The following is a 15038-nucleotide window of genomic DNA, read 5'->3' as shown; positions in this document are numbered from 1 at the left end:
GAAGTTGTTCAGAAAGCTCGTCGATGCGTTGTCCCTATTGCCAATCCGAAGACACCCAGGTGAAAGATTCCCGTCCGGCAGAAGACGGAGCGGTGATACGGAGAAGACGTGTCTGCTCGGTCTGCGGCGGGCGCTTCACCACCTTTGAGCGCGTGCAATTGCGCGATCTGACGGTCATCAAGAAGAGTGGCCGCAAGGTTGCGTTCGACCGGGACAAGCTCATGCGTTCGGTGGAAGTTGCGCTGCGCAAGCGTCAGGTCGATCCTGATCGCGTCGAACGCGCCGTCTCCGGTATCGTGCGCCAGCTCGAAAGTTCGGGAGAACCGGAGGTCGCGTCCGATGAGATCGGGCGGCTGGTCATGGATGCGCTGAAAGGCATCGATGACATCGCCTATATCCGCTTTGCCTCGGTCTACCGCAATTTTCGCGAAGCCAGGGATTTCCACGATGTGATCGATGAGATCACCTCTGGCGACACGGTTGCCGAACGGGTCGAGGAAGACTGAACAAATGGCGGCCTCCAAGCTTGACCGCCGCTACATGGAAGCGGCGATACGCCTTTCGCGCACACATCAGGGCCTCACGGGAACCAATCCGTCGGTCGCAACCCTCATTGTCAAGAACGGCGTGATCGTCGGGCGTGGGGTGACCGCGATTGGCGGACGCCCGCATGCGGAGACGCAAGCCTTGGCCGAAGCTGGCGAGGAAGCCCGCGGCTCAACCGCGTATGTCACACTCGAACCCTGTGCCCATCACGGGAAGACGCCGCCCTGCGCCAACGCGCTGGTCACGGCCGGTGTGACCCGCGTCGTTGCTGCAGCCACCGACCCTGATGATCGGGTATCGGGAAAGGGCTATGCCATCCTGCGCGCTGGCGGTATCGAAGTGGAGGAAAACGTCCTGGCGGCGCAAGCGGCGGACTACCTCGCAGGCTACCTCATTCGCTCAGCGAAGAAACGCCCCGAAGTGATTCTGAAACTTGCCCTTTCCAGCGACGGCTACATGGGTAGGGCGGGCGAGGGGCAGGTGCCGATCACCGGCAGCGTTGCACGCGCGCAGGTGCATCTGATGCGGGCTGAATCCGACGCTATTCTCGTCGGCATCGGCACAGTACTGAGCGACGATCCGCAATTGACCTGCCGTCTCCCCGGCCTTGAAGCGCGCTCGCCGATCCGCATCGTGCTGGACAGCCATCTGCGTCTGCCGATCGACAGCGAACTTGTGCGAACGGCCGCCAACGTTCCTGTCTGGGTTGCGGCGCGGGCGGATGCTGATCCAGCCAAGCGCCGGGCGCTCGCTGCCGCAGGCTGCAGGATATTGGCGACCGAGACCGATTGCGGCGCAACCGCCCTGCCGGAACTCCTGGAAGACCTTGCTGCCCAGGGGCTTTCAACCGTGATGGTCGAGGGTGGAGCGGCTGTCGCGACGTCGCTGCTCGATGAGAACCTCGTTGACAGAATTGCGCTCTTTGAGGGCGCGGTTGTGATTGGTAGTGAGGCGGGGGTTGCAGGTCCTGATCTCAACCCCCATATCGCGCGTGATTTCAAGCAGCTGAACGAATTTCGCTTTGGGGAAGACCGCTATCGCGAATATGTCAGATCGACCTAGGAAAACATGAATGTTCACAGGTATTGTAACGGATATCGGCCGGATCGGTCAGGTAAAGCCGCTCAATGAGGGCGTGCTGCTGCGCGTTGAAACCAACTATGATCCCCAGACGATCGAAATCGGCGCATCGATTTCCTGTTCCGGCGTCTGCCTGACTGTAACCACCTTGCCGGAAAAGGGTTCGAATGCCCGCTGGTTCGAAGTCGAGGCCTGGGAAGAGGCGCTGCGCCTTACCAGCATAGCCGGCTGGAAAACCGGCTCGCGTATAAATCTGGAACGATCCTTGAAACTTGGCGATGAAATGGGAGGACATCTCGTCTCCGGGCATGTCGATGCCATGGCGGAACTCATCAAGCGCGAAGACGAGGGCGATGCCGTCCGGTTCACGCTTCGGGTTCCCGGGCATCTCGCGCGTTTCATAGCGCAGAAGGGGTCGGTTGCCCTGGACGGCACGTCATTGACCGTCAACGGCGTCAATGGCAACGAGTTCGACGTGCTCCTTATCCGCCATTCGCTGGAAGTTACGACGTGGGGCGAGCGCAAGGTTGGCGACAAGGTCAATATCGAGATCGACCAGATGGCGAGATACGCCGCACGACTTGCGGAATACCCGAAATCGGCCTAGGACCAACGCCACCTCATTTCCGTTGGAGCAATCATGTCCAAAAGTCAGGCGCATGCGCCACATCTATTGATCGTGGAAGCACGATTCTATGACGATCTCGCCGACGCGCTGCTGGCTGGCGCCAAGGGCGCCCTCGACGAGGCGAACGCGACCTATGAGGTAATCACCGTGCCGGGTGCACTGGAGATTCCGGCCGTCATTTCTTTTGCTCTCGATGCTGCTGTCGAAGGCGGCAGGGAGTATGATGGCTTCGTCGCTCTCGGGACGGTTATTCGCGGTGAGACGTACCATTTCGATATTGTTGCCAATGAATCGTCGCGCGGCTTGATGGATCTTTCCGTCAATGAAAGCATTGCCATCGGCAATGGCATTCTCACGGTCGAGAATGACGAACAGGCGTGGGCGCGTGCAAAGCGCGGCGAAGGCGACAAAGGCGGCTTCGCGGCGCGCGCTGCACTGACCATGATCGCCATCAAGGAAAAGCTTGGAGCCTGACGATGCCTTCCGCCAAAGACGGGCATAGCCCTGCCGCAAAGACCGCCAACAAGCGTGGCGTTGCCCGCCTTGCCGCCGTGCAGGCACTTTACCAGATGGACGTTGCCGGTACGGGTGTTCTCGAGGTCGTTGCCGAATATGAGGCGCACCGCCTCGGCAAGGAAGTGGACGGCAACCAATATCTCGATGCAGATCCGCAGTGGTTTCGCGGTATCGTCTCAGGTGTCGTCGCCGAGCAGAAGGTCCTCGATCCGCTCATACATCAGGCACTGCTTGAAGACTGGCCCCTGTCACGGCTCGATTCGACGCTTCGCGCCATCTTGCGCGCCGGGATTTGGGAATTGAAGGACCGGGTCGATGTGCCGACGGCCGTCATCGTCTCTGAATATGTCGACATCGCCAAGGCGTTCTACAATGAGGACGAGCCGAAGCTCGTCAACGCCGTTCTCGACCGGCTGGCATTTGAGATTCGCGGTGCAAGCAAGGGCGTAAAGGGCCCGCAGCGGTAAAGGTGCGGCCCTCAGCGGTCGCGCGGTTTGCGCCGTTGGTTGCGGTCGACAACGTAGAACGCAAGCAGGGCGAAGAGCACGGCGCTGACCGGCGCTATGAAGAACGAAAGCATCTGCAGCGTCGTCATGGTCTCATCCTCGTGAGGAAAGTGCTCGCCAAGTAATGTAGGGTGAATGCGATCACAACACAAATTGCGCTGACAAATGCGAGAAATCTTGTCGGTCCGATTGTGCCGTTCAGACTCGAAACGAGTGGAGCGAATCCACCTACCGCGAAAATCGCGACACCGAGGCCATTTAAAAAGGTCGCAAATAACTTCACGCGTTCATTATAGATCACGTTCAAGGCCAACTCATTCAAATGAATTCTTTTGTTAAGATTGATCACTCCCCCTACTGTTCGCAATCCCTACTTTCGTCGCGCATTCCGCTAAGTTGCGAAAGACCTTGACGGTTTCGCATTTGCTTCGTTACTCCTTACACATACGGTCGCGTCTCTGCCGGCCTGGCAGATTTCGAGTGCCGTACCGAACCTGACCCGGGGAGGGGTTTTCCGGTCAAAATCTGAGGGAGTGGCATGACAATACTATTTCTGGTCATTGCCTGCGGTCTGCTGTCTATCGTTTACGCTATCTGGGCCACCAAATCGGTGCTCGCGGCGGACCAGGGCAATGCGCGCATGCAAGAAATCGCCGGTGCGATCCGCGAAGGTGCACAGGCCTATCTCACACGTCAGTACACCACGATCGCCATTGTCGGCATCGTCGTCTTTGTCGCCGTCTGGTATCTCCTGAGCGCGACGGCCGCCATCGGCTTCCTGATCGGCGCGGTGCTTTCCGGCCTTGCCGGCTTCATCGGCATGCACGTCTCCGTCCGCGCCAATGTGCGCACGGCGCAGGCTGCATCCCGCAGTCTGGCTGCCGGTCTCGAGATCGCCTTCAAATCGGGCGCAATCACCGGCATGCTCGTTGCCGGGCTCGCGCTTCTCGGCGTCTCCGTCTATTTCTGGGTCCTGACCGGTCCGCTCGGCCTTCCTGCAGCTGATCGCGCGGTAATAGACGCCCTCGTTTCGCTTGGTTTCGGCGCTTCCCTTATTTCGATCTTCGCCCGCCTTGGCGGCGGCATCTTCACCAAGGGTGCAGATGTTGGCGGCGACCTCGTCGGCAAGGTTGAAGCTGGAATTCCCGAAGATGATCCGCGTAACCCCGCAACGATTGCCGACAATGTTGGTGACAATGTCGGCGACTGCGCCGGCATGGCTGCCGATCTCTTCGAGACCTACGCCGTGACGATCGTTGCCACGATGGTGCTTGCCGCTATTTTCTTCGGCGCGACACCTGTGCTCGGGCAGGTCATGCTGTATCCGCTGGCCATCTGCGGCGCCTGCATCATCACCTCGATTGCCGGCACGTTCTTCGTAAAGCTCGGTGCCAACAACTCCATCATGGGTGCCCTCTACAAGGGCCTGATCGTGACGGGGCTCTTGTCGATCGTCGGCCTCGCCGTCGCAACGTCGATGACCGTCGGCTGGGGCGAGTTTGGCACCGTGGCCGGGCGAGCTATCACCGGCACGAACCTCTTCTTCTGCGGTATTATCGGTCTCGTCGTAACCGGCCTGATTGTCGTCATCACCGAATATTATACCGGCACCAACAAGCGTCCGGTGAATTCGATCGCCCAGGCATCGATCACCGGTCACGGCACCAACGTGATCCAGGGCTTGGCTGTTTCGCTTGAGTCGACCGCTTTGCCTGCGCTCGTCATTGTCGGCGGCATCATCTCCACCTATCAACTCGCCGGCCTCTTCGGAACCGGTATTGCGGTGACGGCGATGCTCGGCATTGCCGGCATGATCGTTGCGCTCGATGCATTCGGCCCGGTAACGGACAATGCCGGCGGCATCGCCGAAATGTCGGGCCTCGATCCGGACGTGCGTAAATCCACCGATGCTCTCGACGCCGTTGGCAATACGACGAAGGCCGTCACCAAGGGCTACGCCATCGGCTCTGCCGGCCTTGGCGCGCTGGTGTTGTTTGCAGCCTATAGCAACGACCTTCAATACTTCATCAGCGAAGCCAACAAGGAAGGCGCGACTGCATTCAGCTACTTCAAGGGCATCGGGGCGGTCTCCTTCGACCTTTCCAATCCCTATGTCGTCGCAGGCCTTATCTTCGGCGGACTCATTCCCTACCTTTTCGGCGGCATTGCAATGACAGCTGTTGGCCGTGCGGCGGGATCGGTGGTCGAGGAGGTGCGTCGCCAGTTCCGCGAAAAGCCCGGCATCATGCTCGGCACCGAACGGCCTGACTATGCGCGTGCGGTCGATATTCTGACCAAGGCGGCAATCCGGGAAATGGTCGTTCCCTCGCTGCTGCCGGTGCTTGCGCCGCTCGTGGTTTACTTCGGCGTGCTGCTGATATCGGGTTCGAAGGCTTCCGCCTTTGCCGCGCTCGGTGCTTCGCTGCTCGGCGTCATCATCAACGGCATCTTCGTTGCGATATCGATGACCTCGGGTGGCGGTGCCTGGGATAATGCCAAGAAGTCGTTTGAGGACGGCTTTGTCGGCAAGGACGGCACCCGCCACATGAAGGGCTCGGAGGCACATAAAGCGTCCGTCACCGGCGATACCGTTGGCGATCCATACAAGGATACGGCGGGTCCCGCCGTCAATCCGGCGATCAAGATTACCAACATCGTGGCCTTGCTGCTACTTGCAGTGCTAGCCCACTGACACCTGCCAGCGAAAACGAAAAACCCGCGAAGCTTCTTCGCGGGTTTTCTTTGGGCCTCGTAGAGCGTGGTCGCCGGATCAGTCCGGGGCGCCGCCGGTTGGCGTGCGGCCGGCGCTCGGCAGCGCGCTTGGAGTCTTGCTGACGCCCTGCAGCATCTGCCCGAGGAAGGAGAGGTCCTTGCCGCCAGTCGGGGTCGTGCGCGAGATGAAGTCGAAGACCTTGCCGTCCTGCAGACCATAATTGGAGATGCTGGAAACCTTGCCATCCTTGTCGAAATAGACCGCAAGAATACGCCGGTCAGTCACGCGCGGCATCATGAAGGCAACCGAACGCTGACGCTTCTGCGAAATATAATAGAAGACTTCATTGTCGAAGGTCGCCGTGGTCGACGGGCTGCCAAGCGACAGGATGACCTGTTCGCGGCTTGAGCCAACCGGCACGAATTCGAGCGCCTTCTCGTCGAGAACATAGCCTTGCGTCAAGGTCTCTGTCGGTGCGAGCTTGAGGGCGGCAGTGTTGCAGCCGGACACCCCGGCAGCCAAAATAAGTGTTCCAACGAGAACGCACTCACGCGTACGCTCGGTCTTGAAAATCCGCTGCAGCAACGACATCTCCATTTGAATCTGGGCGCAAGTCTTTCGCTGCCCGCAGAAACTCGGTAAACCACCTTGAACTCCGATGCAACACGGCAAAAGTGCTGCGAGGAAGACTCAAGTCAAGGCACAACTCTATGATTCTCAGTCTATTTAGCCGCAAGGCCAAAGCAAATGAGGCGATTACAATTGCCCTCTACGATGCGATCGTGGCAGCGGCGCGGCAGCCCTATTTTTATTCTGACCTTGAAGTGCCGGATACTCCGCTCGGACGCTACGAGATGTTGTCGCTGCATGTTTTCCTGTTCATGCGCCGCATCAAGGACAGGGGCCCCGCGCTGAAGCCCGTTGGCCAGGAGGTTACCGACGAATTCTTCCGCGATGTCGACCATTCGCTGCGCGAACTGGGCATCGGTGATTCCGGCGTGCCCAAGCGCATGAAGAAACTTGCGCGCATGTTCTATGGACGCATCGAGTCGTATGATCGCGCATTGGAAACGAATGACCATCCGGCGCTTATCGCGGCGCTCGCTCGCAATGTGCGTCCGGACAGTGAGGGTTGGACAGGCGCGCCCGCGCTAGCCGCCTATGTCGAACGCACGGTACGCCACCTCGATGGGCAATCGGATGATGATATCGTGGCCGGAAGGGTTACGTTTCCTGATGCCAGCACCGACGATACGCCGCTTCGATAGGATGAAATGCGATGTCGAGAAACTCGGATGGAACCCTCAGTTATCAAGTCTCAGTGCAGCGGCTTCCGCAGAAAGGCCTCAACGTCAAAATCGAGGCGGATAAGAAAGAGCGTGACGCCATGCGCGATTTTCACGATTTGGAAGATGTTAAATCGTTCAAAGCGGAACTGCAGGTGGTACCGTGGAAGAAGGATGGGATCCGCGTGCGCGGGAAGGTACAGGCGGAAATCGTCCAGGCTTGCGTCGTGACGCTAGAGCCGATCGAAACGACGATCGATACGGACATCGACACGCTCTTCGTACCGGAGAATTCGCGACTCGCACGTCTTCCGCTCGATGAGAATGGCGAACTGATCATCAGTGCGGATGGCCCCGACATACCTGAGACATTTTCCGGCGATAAGCTCGACGTTGGGGCAATCGCAGAAGAATTCTTCGAATTGGCTGTCGATCCTTATCCGCGCAAGGAGGGCGTGGAGGCTGCGCCGCCCCTCGTTCTTGACGTCGGATCGGACGATGAGGAAGACGTAAAGCCAGCCAACCCGTTTGCGGCTCTCAAGGATTGGAAACAGAAGACTTGATCGCTATCTCATCCTGCGGGTAGATGGTGTCAGGGAGTTGAGACAAGACCAAGGATTGGGACGAGTATTCAAGCTTATTGGGTCGAGCGCGCCTATGATTGGGCAGAAATCAGTTGTGCGCCTACGCAAAATGTCTATTTTCCCCGAGTCTTTTCAAAGAACGCCATGCACAGGCACTGAACCAGACAGGACAATCGAGAGTGATCAGAATTTCCATTGACGCCATGGGCGGTGATTTCGGTCCAGAGGTCGTCATCCCCGGCATGGCAACGGCGCTGGAGCGCCATCCTGACATCAGGTTCGTGGTCTTTGGGCGTGAGGCAGAGGTGGCTCCGATCCTTGCCCGCCACCAGGCATTGTCCAATGCATCGACCCTGCATCATTGCGACGTTGCTGTACGCATGGATGAAAAGCCGAGCCAGGCCCTGCGCAACGGGCGTTGGAAATCCTCGATGTGGCGGTCGATCGAGGCGGTGAAGACCGGCGAGGCGGATGTCTGCGTTTCGGCCGGCAATACCGGCGCCCTGATGGCTATGTCGAAATTCTGCCTGCGTACAATGGCGAATGTCGAGCGTCCGGCGATTGCCGGTATCTGGCCGACTCTGAAGGGCGAGAGCATTGTTCTCGACATTGGTGCAACGATTGGCGCCGACGCCCAGCAGCTGGTCGATTATGCGGTCATGGGCGCGGCCATGGCCCGTTCGCTCTTTGAAATCAAGCGTCCGACGATCGGCCTGCTCAACGTAGGCGTTGAGGAGATCAAGGGGCAGGACGACGTCAAGGACGCTGCGCGCATCCTGCGCGAGATACCTTTGCCGACGCTCGAATATTACGGTTTTGTCGAAGGCAACGACATCGGCAAGGGTACGGTCGATGTCGTTGTTACCGAAGGGTTCGCCGGTAACATAGCCCTGAAAGCGGCTGAAGGCACGGCCAAGCAGTACACCCAGTATTTGCGCGATGCGATGAACCGCACGCTGATGGCCAAGATCGGCTACCTTTTTGCCAAAGGCGCTTTTGATCGCATGCGGGAGAAGATGGACCCGCGCAAGACCAATGGCGGCGTCTTCCTCGGTCTCAACGGCGTCGTCATCAAGAGCCATGGCGGTACCGATGCTCTCGGCTTTGCTTCGGCGATCGACGTCGGCTATGACATGGCGCACAACAAGCTTCTGGACAAGATCGCGGCGGATCTTACCCATTTCCATAAGAGCCCGGTCGGTGTGGCTTTCAAGGATGAAACCGAAAGCGACGCCGAGGTTGAAATAGAACAGGGAAGTAAATGATCCGTTCCGTTGTTAAAGGTATAGGGGCGGCCACACCGGCGCGCCTGGTAAAGAATTCTGATCTCGAAGGCATTGTCGAAACTTCGGACGAATGGATCGTCCAGCGCACCGGCATCAGGCAGCGCTACATTGCGGGTGAGGGTGAAACCACCGCATCGCTGGGCGAGGCAGCAGCGCGCGCCGCTCTCGATAATGCGGGCATGACGCCGGCAGATATCGATCTCATCATTCTCGCAACATCGACTCCCGACAACACGTTTCCGGCTACGGCGGTCAATATCCAGGCCCGGCTGGGCATGACGCACGGTTTTGCATTCGACATGCAGGCGGTCTGCTCCGGATTCGTCTACGCGGTTGCAACAGCCGACCTCTATATTCGCGGCGGCATGGCAAAGCGCGTTTTGGTGATCGGCTCCGAGACATTCTCGCGCATCCTCGACTGGAATGACCGCACGACCTGTGTGCTGTTCGGTGACGGCGCCGGTGCCATCATCCTTGAGGCCAATGAAGGCCGTGGGCTTACCTCCGATCGCGGCGTGCTGACGGCCAATTTGCGCTCCGACGGCTCGCACAAGGATAAGCTTTACGTCGATGGCGGACCGTCGACGACCCAGACTGTCGGCCACCTGCGGATGGAGGGCAGGGAGGTCTTCAAGCATGCGGTCGGCATGATCACGGACGTGATCGAAGCCTCGTTTTCCGAGGCAGGAATTACTGCCGAGGACATCGACTGGTTCGTGCCGCACCAGGCCAACAAGCGCATCATCGACGCCTCCGCAAAGAAGCTGCATCTGGCCGAAGAAAAGGTTGTCATCACCGTTGACCGGCACGGAAATACATCAGCCGCTTCAGTACCCTTAGCACTCGCGACGGCTGTTGCGGACGGGCGTATCAAGCAAGGCGATCTCGTGCTGCTCGAGGCCATGGGCGGGGGCTTTACGTGGGGTGCAGTTCTGCTACGCTGGTAGCAGGACGACCGGGTCCGTGGATTGGCCGACGAACTCTTCCAAGCTGCTTGCCCGATCGGTTTTCATCCTATAACTTCCGCTATCACCTGGTAGATTTGCAACAAACGAGAGCTTTGAGATCGTATGGGGGGTAAGACCATTACGCGTGCTGATCTGGCCGAGGCGGTCTACCGCAAGGTAGGACTTTCGCGAACGGAGTCAGCTTCACTCGTCGAAACAATCCTCGATGAGGTATGTGACGCAATTGTTCGTGGCGAGACAGTTAAATTGTCGTCGTTCGCCACGTTCCAGGTAAGGGACAAGAATGAACGCATCGGGCGCAATCCGAAGACCGGGGAAGAAGTCCCGATCCTGCCGCGCAGGGTAATGACGTTCAAGGCATCCAACGTGCTCAAGCAGCGGATTCTCCGCTCCCACCAGACACGCAAAAAGAAATCAGCCTGAATTCGGGCGATTCCGCAACTTTAAGCGTCCTTTTACGCGAGATTGCTGTGAGGTAGTCTCGCGTTCCGCTTGAATTATGCATTGCAAATCGCTGAAAATGGAGGTCGAATCAGATTTTCTCCTGAAAGGGTGAAAACATGGACAAAAGCCCCGACGCATTCAGAACCATCAGCGAAGTCGCGGAAGATCTCGATCTGCCCCAGCATGTCCTGCGCTTCTGGGAAACGCGGTTCACACACATAAAGCCGATGAAACGCGGTGGGGGCAGGCGCTATTACCGTCCGCTCGATGTGGACCTCCTCAAGGGCATCCGCCACCTCCTTTACGATCAGGGCTATACGATCAAGGGCGTGCAGCGTCTTCTACGTGAAAACGGGACGCAATTCATCATTGCGCTTGGCAGCGGCGATACGGCGGCAGCGGAAGCAATAAGCCAGCAAAAGCAGGCCAATGCCCGCCAGGAGGAAGCGCTTGCAGCTGAACAGGATCGGGTCGATGCTGCCGAGGAAGCCGCGGTCATGGGAACGCCGAAACCTGCGGCCCACGGGCGCCGGCTCTTCGGCCTGATCAAGGGCGAGGAAGAAGGGCCTGTTGCGGCCGATGGCAAGCGCCTGTCCAAGGACAACCGCACGCTTCTGCAGGAGACCTTATTCGACCTCTTGGAGTGCAAACGTCTGCTCGATCAGGTTCGATAAGCCCACAAAAAAAGCCCAGCTTTCATCGGAATGAAAGCTGGGACTTGGGGGTTGGGCCGTGGGGTGCGGCCTTGCTGGTTGGGAACCAGCACCTATAAAATGCCCATCTGGCGGATTGGTTCCGAAGAACCTGCAATAATTTTTAACGCGCCAGCATGCCGATAATGACGCCAAGTCCGGCGATGATCATAAGCGTTGAAACCGAGTTCTGGGTCGGCGTATCGGCGATCTGCCGCGCCTTATGCCCGAGGCCGATGGCAGCACGGCGACCGCGCTCCCGCAGATCGTCGAGCGTCGATGTCTCGTCGTCATCATCGTCGTCGCTAAAATCGTCGAGCAGCTCCACGCCCTTGTCAGCCAAGGTCTTGGTGATGGCGGCAAGATCGCGCTTCAACTCGGCAATTTCGGCCTTGAGGCGAACCTTGTCCGCCTCATTCTCAATGGTTGTTTCATCCATGGCGCTTCGGTCCTTCTATCGCCGAGCGAGCAGGCCGACCAGCACCGCTGCGCCAGCTAGGATTGCGATGGTAGCCACGGGATTTTCGCGCGCTGTGGCGGCTGCATGTTTCGCCTGCTTCGTCGCAATGCGCTTTACTTCATCAAATCGTTCGCTGGTCAAATCGGGAAGACTTGCGGAGATCTTGGAAATTTCCTTGCGCAGGGCAGCGATCTGCGCCTCGACATCACCTTGAATATCATCCGCATTCTTTGAAAACATTGCCATTTTTGGGAGCTCCTATTACTGACAGAGCTATAACGACCGCGCCTCGCGAATGTTCCGCGCTAATTGCCTGCGTGCCGGTCGTTTTGCTCTTTCATCCCTGGGTTTTACAGCGCATCAACCTAGGGTCGAGGACCTACCGCCACATTGCCCGCATTTTTGCGGCGACATCGACGCGTTGGCTACGAACATCCTTGGCGCGCGCCTCCTGATCCCGGTTGTGCACCGGCCACGGCCGGTTCTCGAAATACTGCAGCAAAGTTGCCGGGATGAAGCGCGTGCGCGACGCGTAGACGTGGCGATCGCCGAGTGAATTCTGGCCGTGTGTGAAGAAACGCTGCGGCAGGATGAGGTGGAGGCTATCCTTGGCACGCGTCATCGCCACATAGAGCAGGCGGCGCTCTTCCTCGAGTTCGGCCGTCGTTCCGGCGCCAAGGTCGGACGGAATGCAGCCATCGACAGCATTGAGGATAAATACGGATTTCCATTCCTGCCCCTTGGCGGAATGGATCGTCGACAGGATAAGGTAGTCCTCGTCAAGCAGCGGGACGCCCGATTGGTCACTAATCGCATCCGGCGGATCGAGGGTGAGTTCGGTGAGGAAACGCTCGCGAGACGCATAGCCCGCGGCGATCTGTTCGAGTTGCAGCAGATCCGTCTTGCGTATTTCGGCATCCTCGTGAATGCGGTCGAGATGCGGTTCGTACCAGGCGCGCGCACGCTCGAGTTCGGCAGGCCAGCCGGTCGTTCCGCGCTTCAAGTCGTTCAGCGCATTGACGAAAGCTGACCAGTCATTGCCCGCACGGGGAGGAGGGGCGATCTGCGCGAGCGCGCCGAGCGGATCGGGCTGCTCGGCCATTTCATCAAGAACGCGGCGCGCCGAGGTCGGGCCGACGCCTGGGATGATCTGCATAAGCCGGAAGCCCGCAACGCGGTCGCGTGGGTTTTGCGCAAAACGCAGCAAGGCAAGCATATCCTTGACATGGGCGCTGTCGAGGAACTTGAGGCCGCCGAACTTGACGAAAGGAATGTTGCGGCGCGTCAGTTCGACTTCCAATGGGCCGCTGTGGTGCGACGTCCTGAAAAGCACGGCCTGCTGTTTCAGCAAGGTTCCCGTTTCGCGATTTTCGAGTACCTCTTCGACGATGTAGCGGGCCTGGTCCGCCTCGTCCTTGACGGTCACCATGCGCGGCCGCTCCGCCGACTCGCGCTCGCTCCAGAGGTTCTTGGTAAAGCGTTCTCGCGCCAGATCGATCACGCCGTTGGCTGCGGCAAGGATCGGCTGGGTCGAGCGATAGTTACGGTCAAGGGTGACGATACTCGCCTGCGGGGTGAAGGTGGCAGGGAAATCCAGGATGTTGCGTACGGTCGCTGCGCGAAATGAATAGATCGATTGCGCGTCATCGCCAACGACGGTCAAGCCGACGCCCGCCGGCCGCAAAGCCAAAAGAATCGAGGCCTGCAGCCGGTTGGTGTCCTGGTATTCATCGACGAGAACGTGATCCCAACGGCAGCCCATATCTTCCGCGAGCATCGGATCGCCGACGGTTTGCGCCCAGTAGAGCAGCAGGTCGTCATAATCGAGTACGTTCTGCAGCTGCTTGGCTTCGACATAGGCGGCAAAGAGCTCGCGCAGCTGTTTCTCCCACCCGGCCACCCAGGGAAAGAATGCCTGCAGCACCTCAGCGAGCGGTACCTTCGAGTTGACGACGCGCGAATAGATGGCAAGGCATGTTCCCTTGGTCGGAAAACGGCTTTCCGTCTTAGAGAAACCGAGTTCGTGGCGAACAAGGTTCATGAGATCGGCGCTGTCTTCACGGTCGTGGATCGTGAAATCGGGATTGAGGCCGATCTGTTCGGCATAATCGCGTAGCAGGCGCGCGCCAATGCCATGAAACGTGCCCGCCCAGGCCAGCGCGTCGGTCAAGACTCCGGCATTTGCGCCCAGCACCTGCGTACAGATACGCTCTACCCGTCGCGCCATTTCCGAGGCAGCCCGGCGTGAGAAGGTCATCAGAAGAATGCGCCGTGGATCGGTACCTTTGACGATGAGATGCGCCACGCGGTGGGCAAGCGTGTTGGTTTTACCGGATCCGGCGCCGGCAATGACAAGCAACGGCCCGCCAATGGTCGATGGAAGCAAGTCTGTTCCATATTCGACGGCAAGCCGCTGTTCGGGGTTAAGTTTCTCCAGATAGGCAGCGCCCATAGTCCCTCATTGCGGCAGGCCGGTCGGCTGCGTTGCGGCAGCGGTGAGTCGTTGCGCAAGACTACTCCAGCTTGGCCTGCGAACAAATGAAGAACTTTCGCGTTTGGCGTGCAGTCGCGAGAATATCGACGGCAAAGGTGAATTGAGCCGAAGTGGCTAATCGTCGAATGCGGACGGCCCCTAGGGGACGTCCGCATTATTCATGTCATTCACTTGGATGATGCGCTTGCTTCATCGCCTGAACCTGTTGGATCACCTGTTGGAGGTTATAGCTCGCCGGGTCCTGCATTGGCGGGAAGTCGATATAGCTCTGGAGTTCCTTGAGCCACAATGCCTGGCCGATCGGGAGCATGTTCCAGTCGTAGACGTAGGCAGTCGCCGGAGCCGAGATTGCCCCGCCCATACCGAAAAGCGTCTTTATCTGATCGCCGACAGAGGTTTCGAACGGGTCGCGCTTGATATTGACGACCTGTGTCCAGCTATACGGAATGACACCGGTCAGGAATCCCTGCGGAGCATCGGATACCATCGCGAAATACATTTTCCAGTTCTTGTAGCGGACGGCTGACGGGTCTTTGCCGGAATAGTAGAAGAATGTATCGCGGGCCGACTTGTCCGACGTTCCTTCAAGATAGTCGCGCTGATTGACGCCATCGAGTGTGGTCTTGGTAATCCCGGGATATGTTCCCTTCTCGATTTCGCTCTTCAATTCATTGCCTTTAGGACCGCCAGCAATGTCAACGAGGGTCGGCAACCAGTCGAGGGAAGCGAACATGTCGTTTTTCACCGTGCCGGGCTTGATGTGGCCGGGCCAGCGCACAACGAGCGGCGCCCGCATCCCGCCTTCCCAGGTCGACAGCTTGCCACCCTTGAAGGG

Annotated in this window: 17 protein-coding genes; 12 read left to right on the top strand and 5 right to left on the bottom strand. The window is 58.7% G+C overall.

Annotation, left to right across the window (positions count from 1 at the left end; all coding sequences use genetic code 11):
• Positions 1-23 precede the first annotated feature (23 nt).
• The 6 genes from nrdR to BM074_RS00060 all read left to right on the top strand — a co-directional run bounded on the left by nrdR (position 24) and on the right by BM074_RS00060 (position 5968).
• Complete coding sequence (gene nrdR, locus BM074_RS00090; protein WP_027232389.1) at positions 24-506, top strand: transcriptional regulator NrdR; 483 nt, start codon at positions 24-26, stop codon at positions 504-506.
• Positions 507-510: 4 nt separating this feature from the next.
• The gene (gene ribD / locus BM074_RS00085) at positions 511-1608 is read left to right on the top strand and encodes a bifunctional diaminohydroxyphosphoribosylaminopyrimidine deaminase/5-amino-6-(5-phosphoribosylamino)uracil reductase RibD (RefSeq protein WP_091918941.1); all 1098 of its coding nucleotides are present in this window, start codon (positions 511-513) and stop codon (positions 1606-1608) included.
• 10 nt (positions 1609-1618) lie between these two features.
• Positions 1619-2233: a riboflavin synthase gene (locus BM074_RS00080; protein WP_091918939.1), complete on the top strand. Its 615-nt coding sequence runs from the start codon at positions 1619-1621 to the stop codon at positions 2231-2233.
• Positions 2234-2266: 33 nt separating this feature from the next.
• A complete protein-coding gene (gene ribH, locus BM074_RS00075) occupies positions 2267-2728 on the top strand; it encodes a 6,7-dimethyl-8-ribityllumazine synthase (protein WP_027232392.1) in 462 nt (153 codons plus the stop codon).
• Positions 2729-2730: 2 nt separating this feature from the next.
• Positions 2731-3237 (top strand): transcription antitermination factor NusB, encoded by a 507-nt coding sequence (gene nusB, locus BM074_RS00070; protein ID WP_027232393.1) that lies wholly within the window; start codon positions 2731-2733, stop codon positions 3235-3237.
• Positions 3238-3814: 577 nt separating this feature from the next.
• Positions 3815-5968, top strand: a complete 2154-nt coding sequence (locus BM074_RS00060; RefSeq protein ID WP_027232395.1) for a sodium-translocating pyrophosphatase — start codon at positions 3815-3817, stop codon at positions 5966-5968.
• Between the two features lie 78 nt (positions 5969-6046).
• Here the strand turns inward: BM074_RS00060 and BM074_RS00055 are convergent, their stop codons facing one another.
• Positions 6047-6574: an outer membrane protein assembly factor BamE gene (locus tag BM074_RS00055; RefSeq protein ID WP_027232396.1), complete on the bottom strand. Its 528-nt coding sequence runs from the start codon at positions 6572-6574 to the stop codon at positions 6047-6049.
• A gap of 125 nt (positions 6575-6699) precedes the next feature.
• Here BM074_RS00055 and BM074_RS00050 point away from each other — a divergent pair, with 125 nt between their 5' ends.
• The 6 genes from BM074_RS00050 to BM074_RS00025 all read left to right on the top strand — a co-directional run bounded on the left by BM074_RS00050 (position 6700) and on the right by BM074_RS00025 (position 11231).
• Positions 6700-7257 (top strand): ubiquinol-cytochrome C chaperone family protein, encoded by a 558-nt coding sequence (locus tag BM074_RS00050; protein WP_091918938.1) that lies wholly within the window; start codon positions 6700-6702, stop codon positions 7255-7257.
• 11 nt (positions 7258-7268) lie between these two features.
• Positions 7269-7838, top strand: a complete 570-nt coding sequence (locus BM074_RS00045; RefSeq protein WP_091918936.1) for a YceD family protein — start codon at positions 7269-7271, stop codon at positions 7836-7838.
• A gap of 200 nt (positions 7839-8038) precedes the next feature.
• Complete coding sequence (gene plsX / locus BM074_RS00040; protein WP_091918934.1) at positions 8039-9124, top strand: phosphate acyltransferase PlsX; 1086 nt, start codon at positions 8039-8041, stop codon at positions 9122-9124.
• Positions 9121-10092, top strand: coding sequence for a beta-ketoacyl-ACP synthase III (locus BM074_RS00035; RefSeq protein WP_027232400.1), 972 nt, complete (start codon positions 9121-9123; stop codon positions 10090-10092). Before plsX ends, BM074_RS00035 begins: the two co-directional genes overlap by 4 nt.
• Before the next feature lie 123 nt (positions 10093-10215).
• Positions 10216-10536 carry an integration host factor subunit alpha gene (locus BM074_RS00030; RefSeq protein WP_008128366.1) on the top strand — a complete coding sequence of 107 codons (321 nt, stop codon included), beginning with the start codon at positions 10216-10218 and terminating at the stop codon, positions 10534-10536.
• 137 nt (positions 10537-10673) lie between these two features.
• Positions 10674-11231 (top strand): MerR family transcriptional regulator, encoded by a 558-nt coding sequence (locus BM074_RS00025; RefSeq protein WP_027232401.1) that lies wholly within the window; start codon positions 10674-10676, stop codon positions 11229-11231.
• 142 nt (positions 11232-11373) lie between these two features.
• Here BM074_RS00025 and BM074_RS00020 read toward each other — a convergent pair whose 3' ends face one another.
• The 4 genes from BM074_RS00020 to BM074_RS00005 all read right to left on the bottom strand — a co-directional run.
• Positions 11374-11688, bottom strand: a complete 315-nt coding sequence (locus BM074_RS00020; protein ID WP_091918932.1) for a hypothetical protein — start codon at positions 11686-11688, stop codon at positions 11374-11376.
• Between the two features lie 15 nt (positions 11689-11703).
• Complete coding sequence (locus BM074_RS00015; protein ID WP_027232403.1) at positions 11704-11955, bottom strand: hypothetical protein; 252 nt, start codon at positions 11953-11955, stop codon at positions 11704-11706.
• Positions 11956-12088: 133 nt separating this feature from the next.
• Entirely contained in the window at positions 12089-14161 is a 2073-nt protein-coding gene (locus BM074_RS00010) for an ATP-dependent helicase (RefSeq protein WP_091918930.1), read from the bottom strand.
• 205 nt (positions 14162-14366) lie between these two features.
• Positions 14367-15038 (bottom strand): sulfatase/phosphatase domain-containing protein (locus tag BM074_RS00005; protein WP_175498842.1); only part of this gene is annotated, 672 nt, incomplete at its 5' end.

The sequence above is a fragment of the Phyllobacterium sp. CL33Tsu genome, assembly GCF_900113985.1.
GTDB classification, from domain to species: Bacteria; Pseudomonadota; Alphaproteobacteria; order Rhizobiales; family Rhizobiaceae; genus Phyllobacterium; species Phyllobacterium pellucidum.
The sequence above is the reverse complement of the archived record's forward strand: the minus strand, read 5'-3'. Positions and strand labels throughout refer to the sequence as shown.

Coding starts and splice junctions, on each gene's coding strand:
- nrdR (WP_027232389.1), top strand. CDS start 24: ATGCGTTGTCCCTATTGCCAATCCGAAGACACCCAGGTGAAAGATTCC.
- ribD (WP_091918941.1), top strand. CDS start 511: ATGGCGGCCTCCAAGCTTGACCGCCGCTACATGGAAGCGGCGATACGC.
- BM074_RS00080 (WP_091918939.1), top strand. CDS start 1,619: ATGTTCACAGGTATTGTAACGGATATCGGCCGGATCGGTCAGGTAAAG.
- ribH (WP_027232392.1), top strand. CDS start 2,267: ATGTCCAAAAGTCAGGCGCATGCGCCACATCTATTGATCGTGGAAGCA.
- nusB (WP_027232393.1), top strand. CDS start 2,731: ATGCCTTCCGCCAAAGACGGGCATAGCCCTGCCGCAAAGACCGCCAAC.
- BM074_RS00060 (WP_027232395.1), top strand. CDS start 3,815: ATGACAATACTATTTCTGGTCATTGCCTGCGGTCTGCTGTCTATCGTT.
- BM074_RS00050 (WP_091918938.1), top strand. CDS start 6,700: ATGATTCTCAGTCTATTTAGCCGCAAGGCCAAAGCAAATGAGGCGATT.
- BM074_RS00045 (WP_091918936.1), top strand. CDS start 7,269: ATGTCGAGAAACTCGGATGGAACCCTCAGTTATCAAGTCTCAGTGCAG.
- BM074_RS00035 (WP_027232400.1), top strand. CDS start 9,121: ATGATCCGTTCCGTTGTTAAAGGTATAGGGGCGGCCACACCGGCGCGC.
- BM074_RS00030 (WP_008128366.1), top strand. CDS start 10,216: ATGGGGGGTAAGACCATTACGCGTGCTGATCTGGCCGAGGCGGTCTAC.
- BM074_RS00025 (WP_027232401.1), top strand. CDS start 10,674: ATGGACAAAAGCCCCGACGCATTCAGAACCATCAGCGAAGTCGCGGAA.
- BM074_RS00020 (WP_091918932.1), bottom strand. CDS start 11,688: ATGGATGAAACAACCATTGAGAATGAGGCGGACAAGGTTCGCCTCAAG.
- BM074_RS00015 (WP_027232403.1), bottom strand. CDS start 11,955: ATGGCAATGTTTTCAAAGAATGCGGATGATATTCAAGGTGATGTCGAG.
- BM074_RS00010 (WP_091918930.1), bottom strand. CDS start 14,161: ATGGGCGCTGCCTATCTGGAGAAACTTAACCCCGAACAGCGGCTTGCC.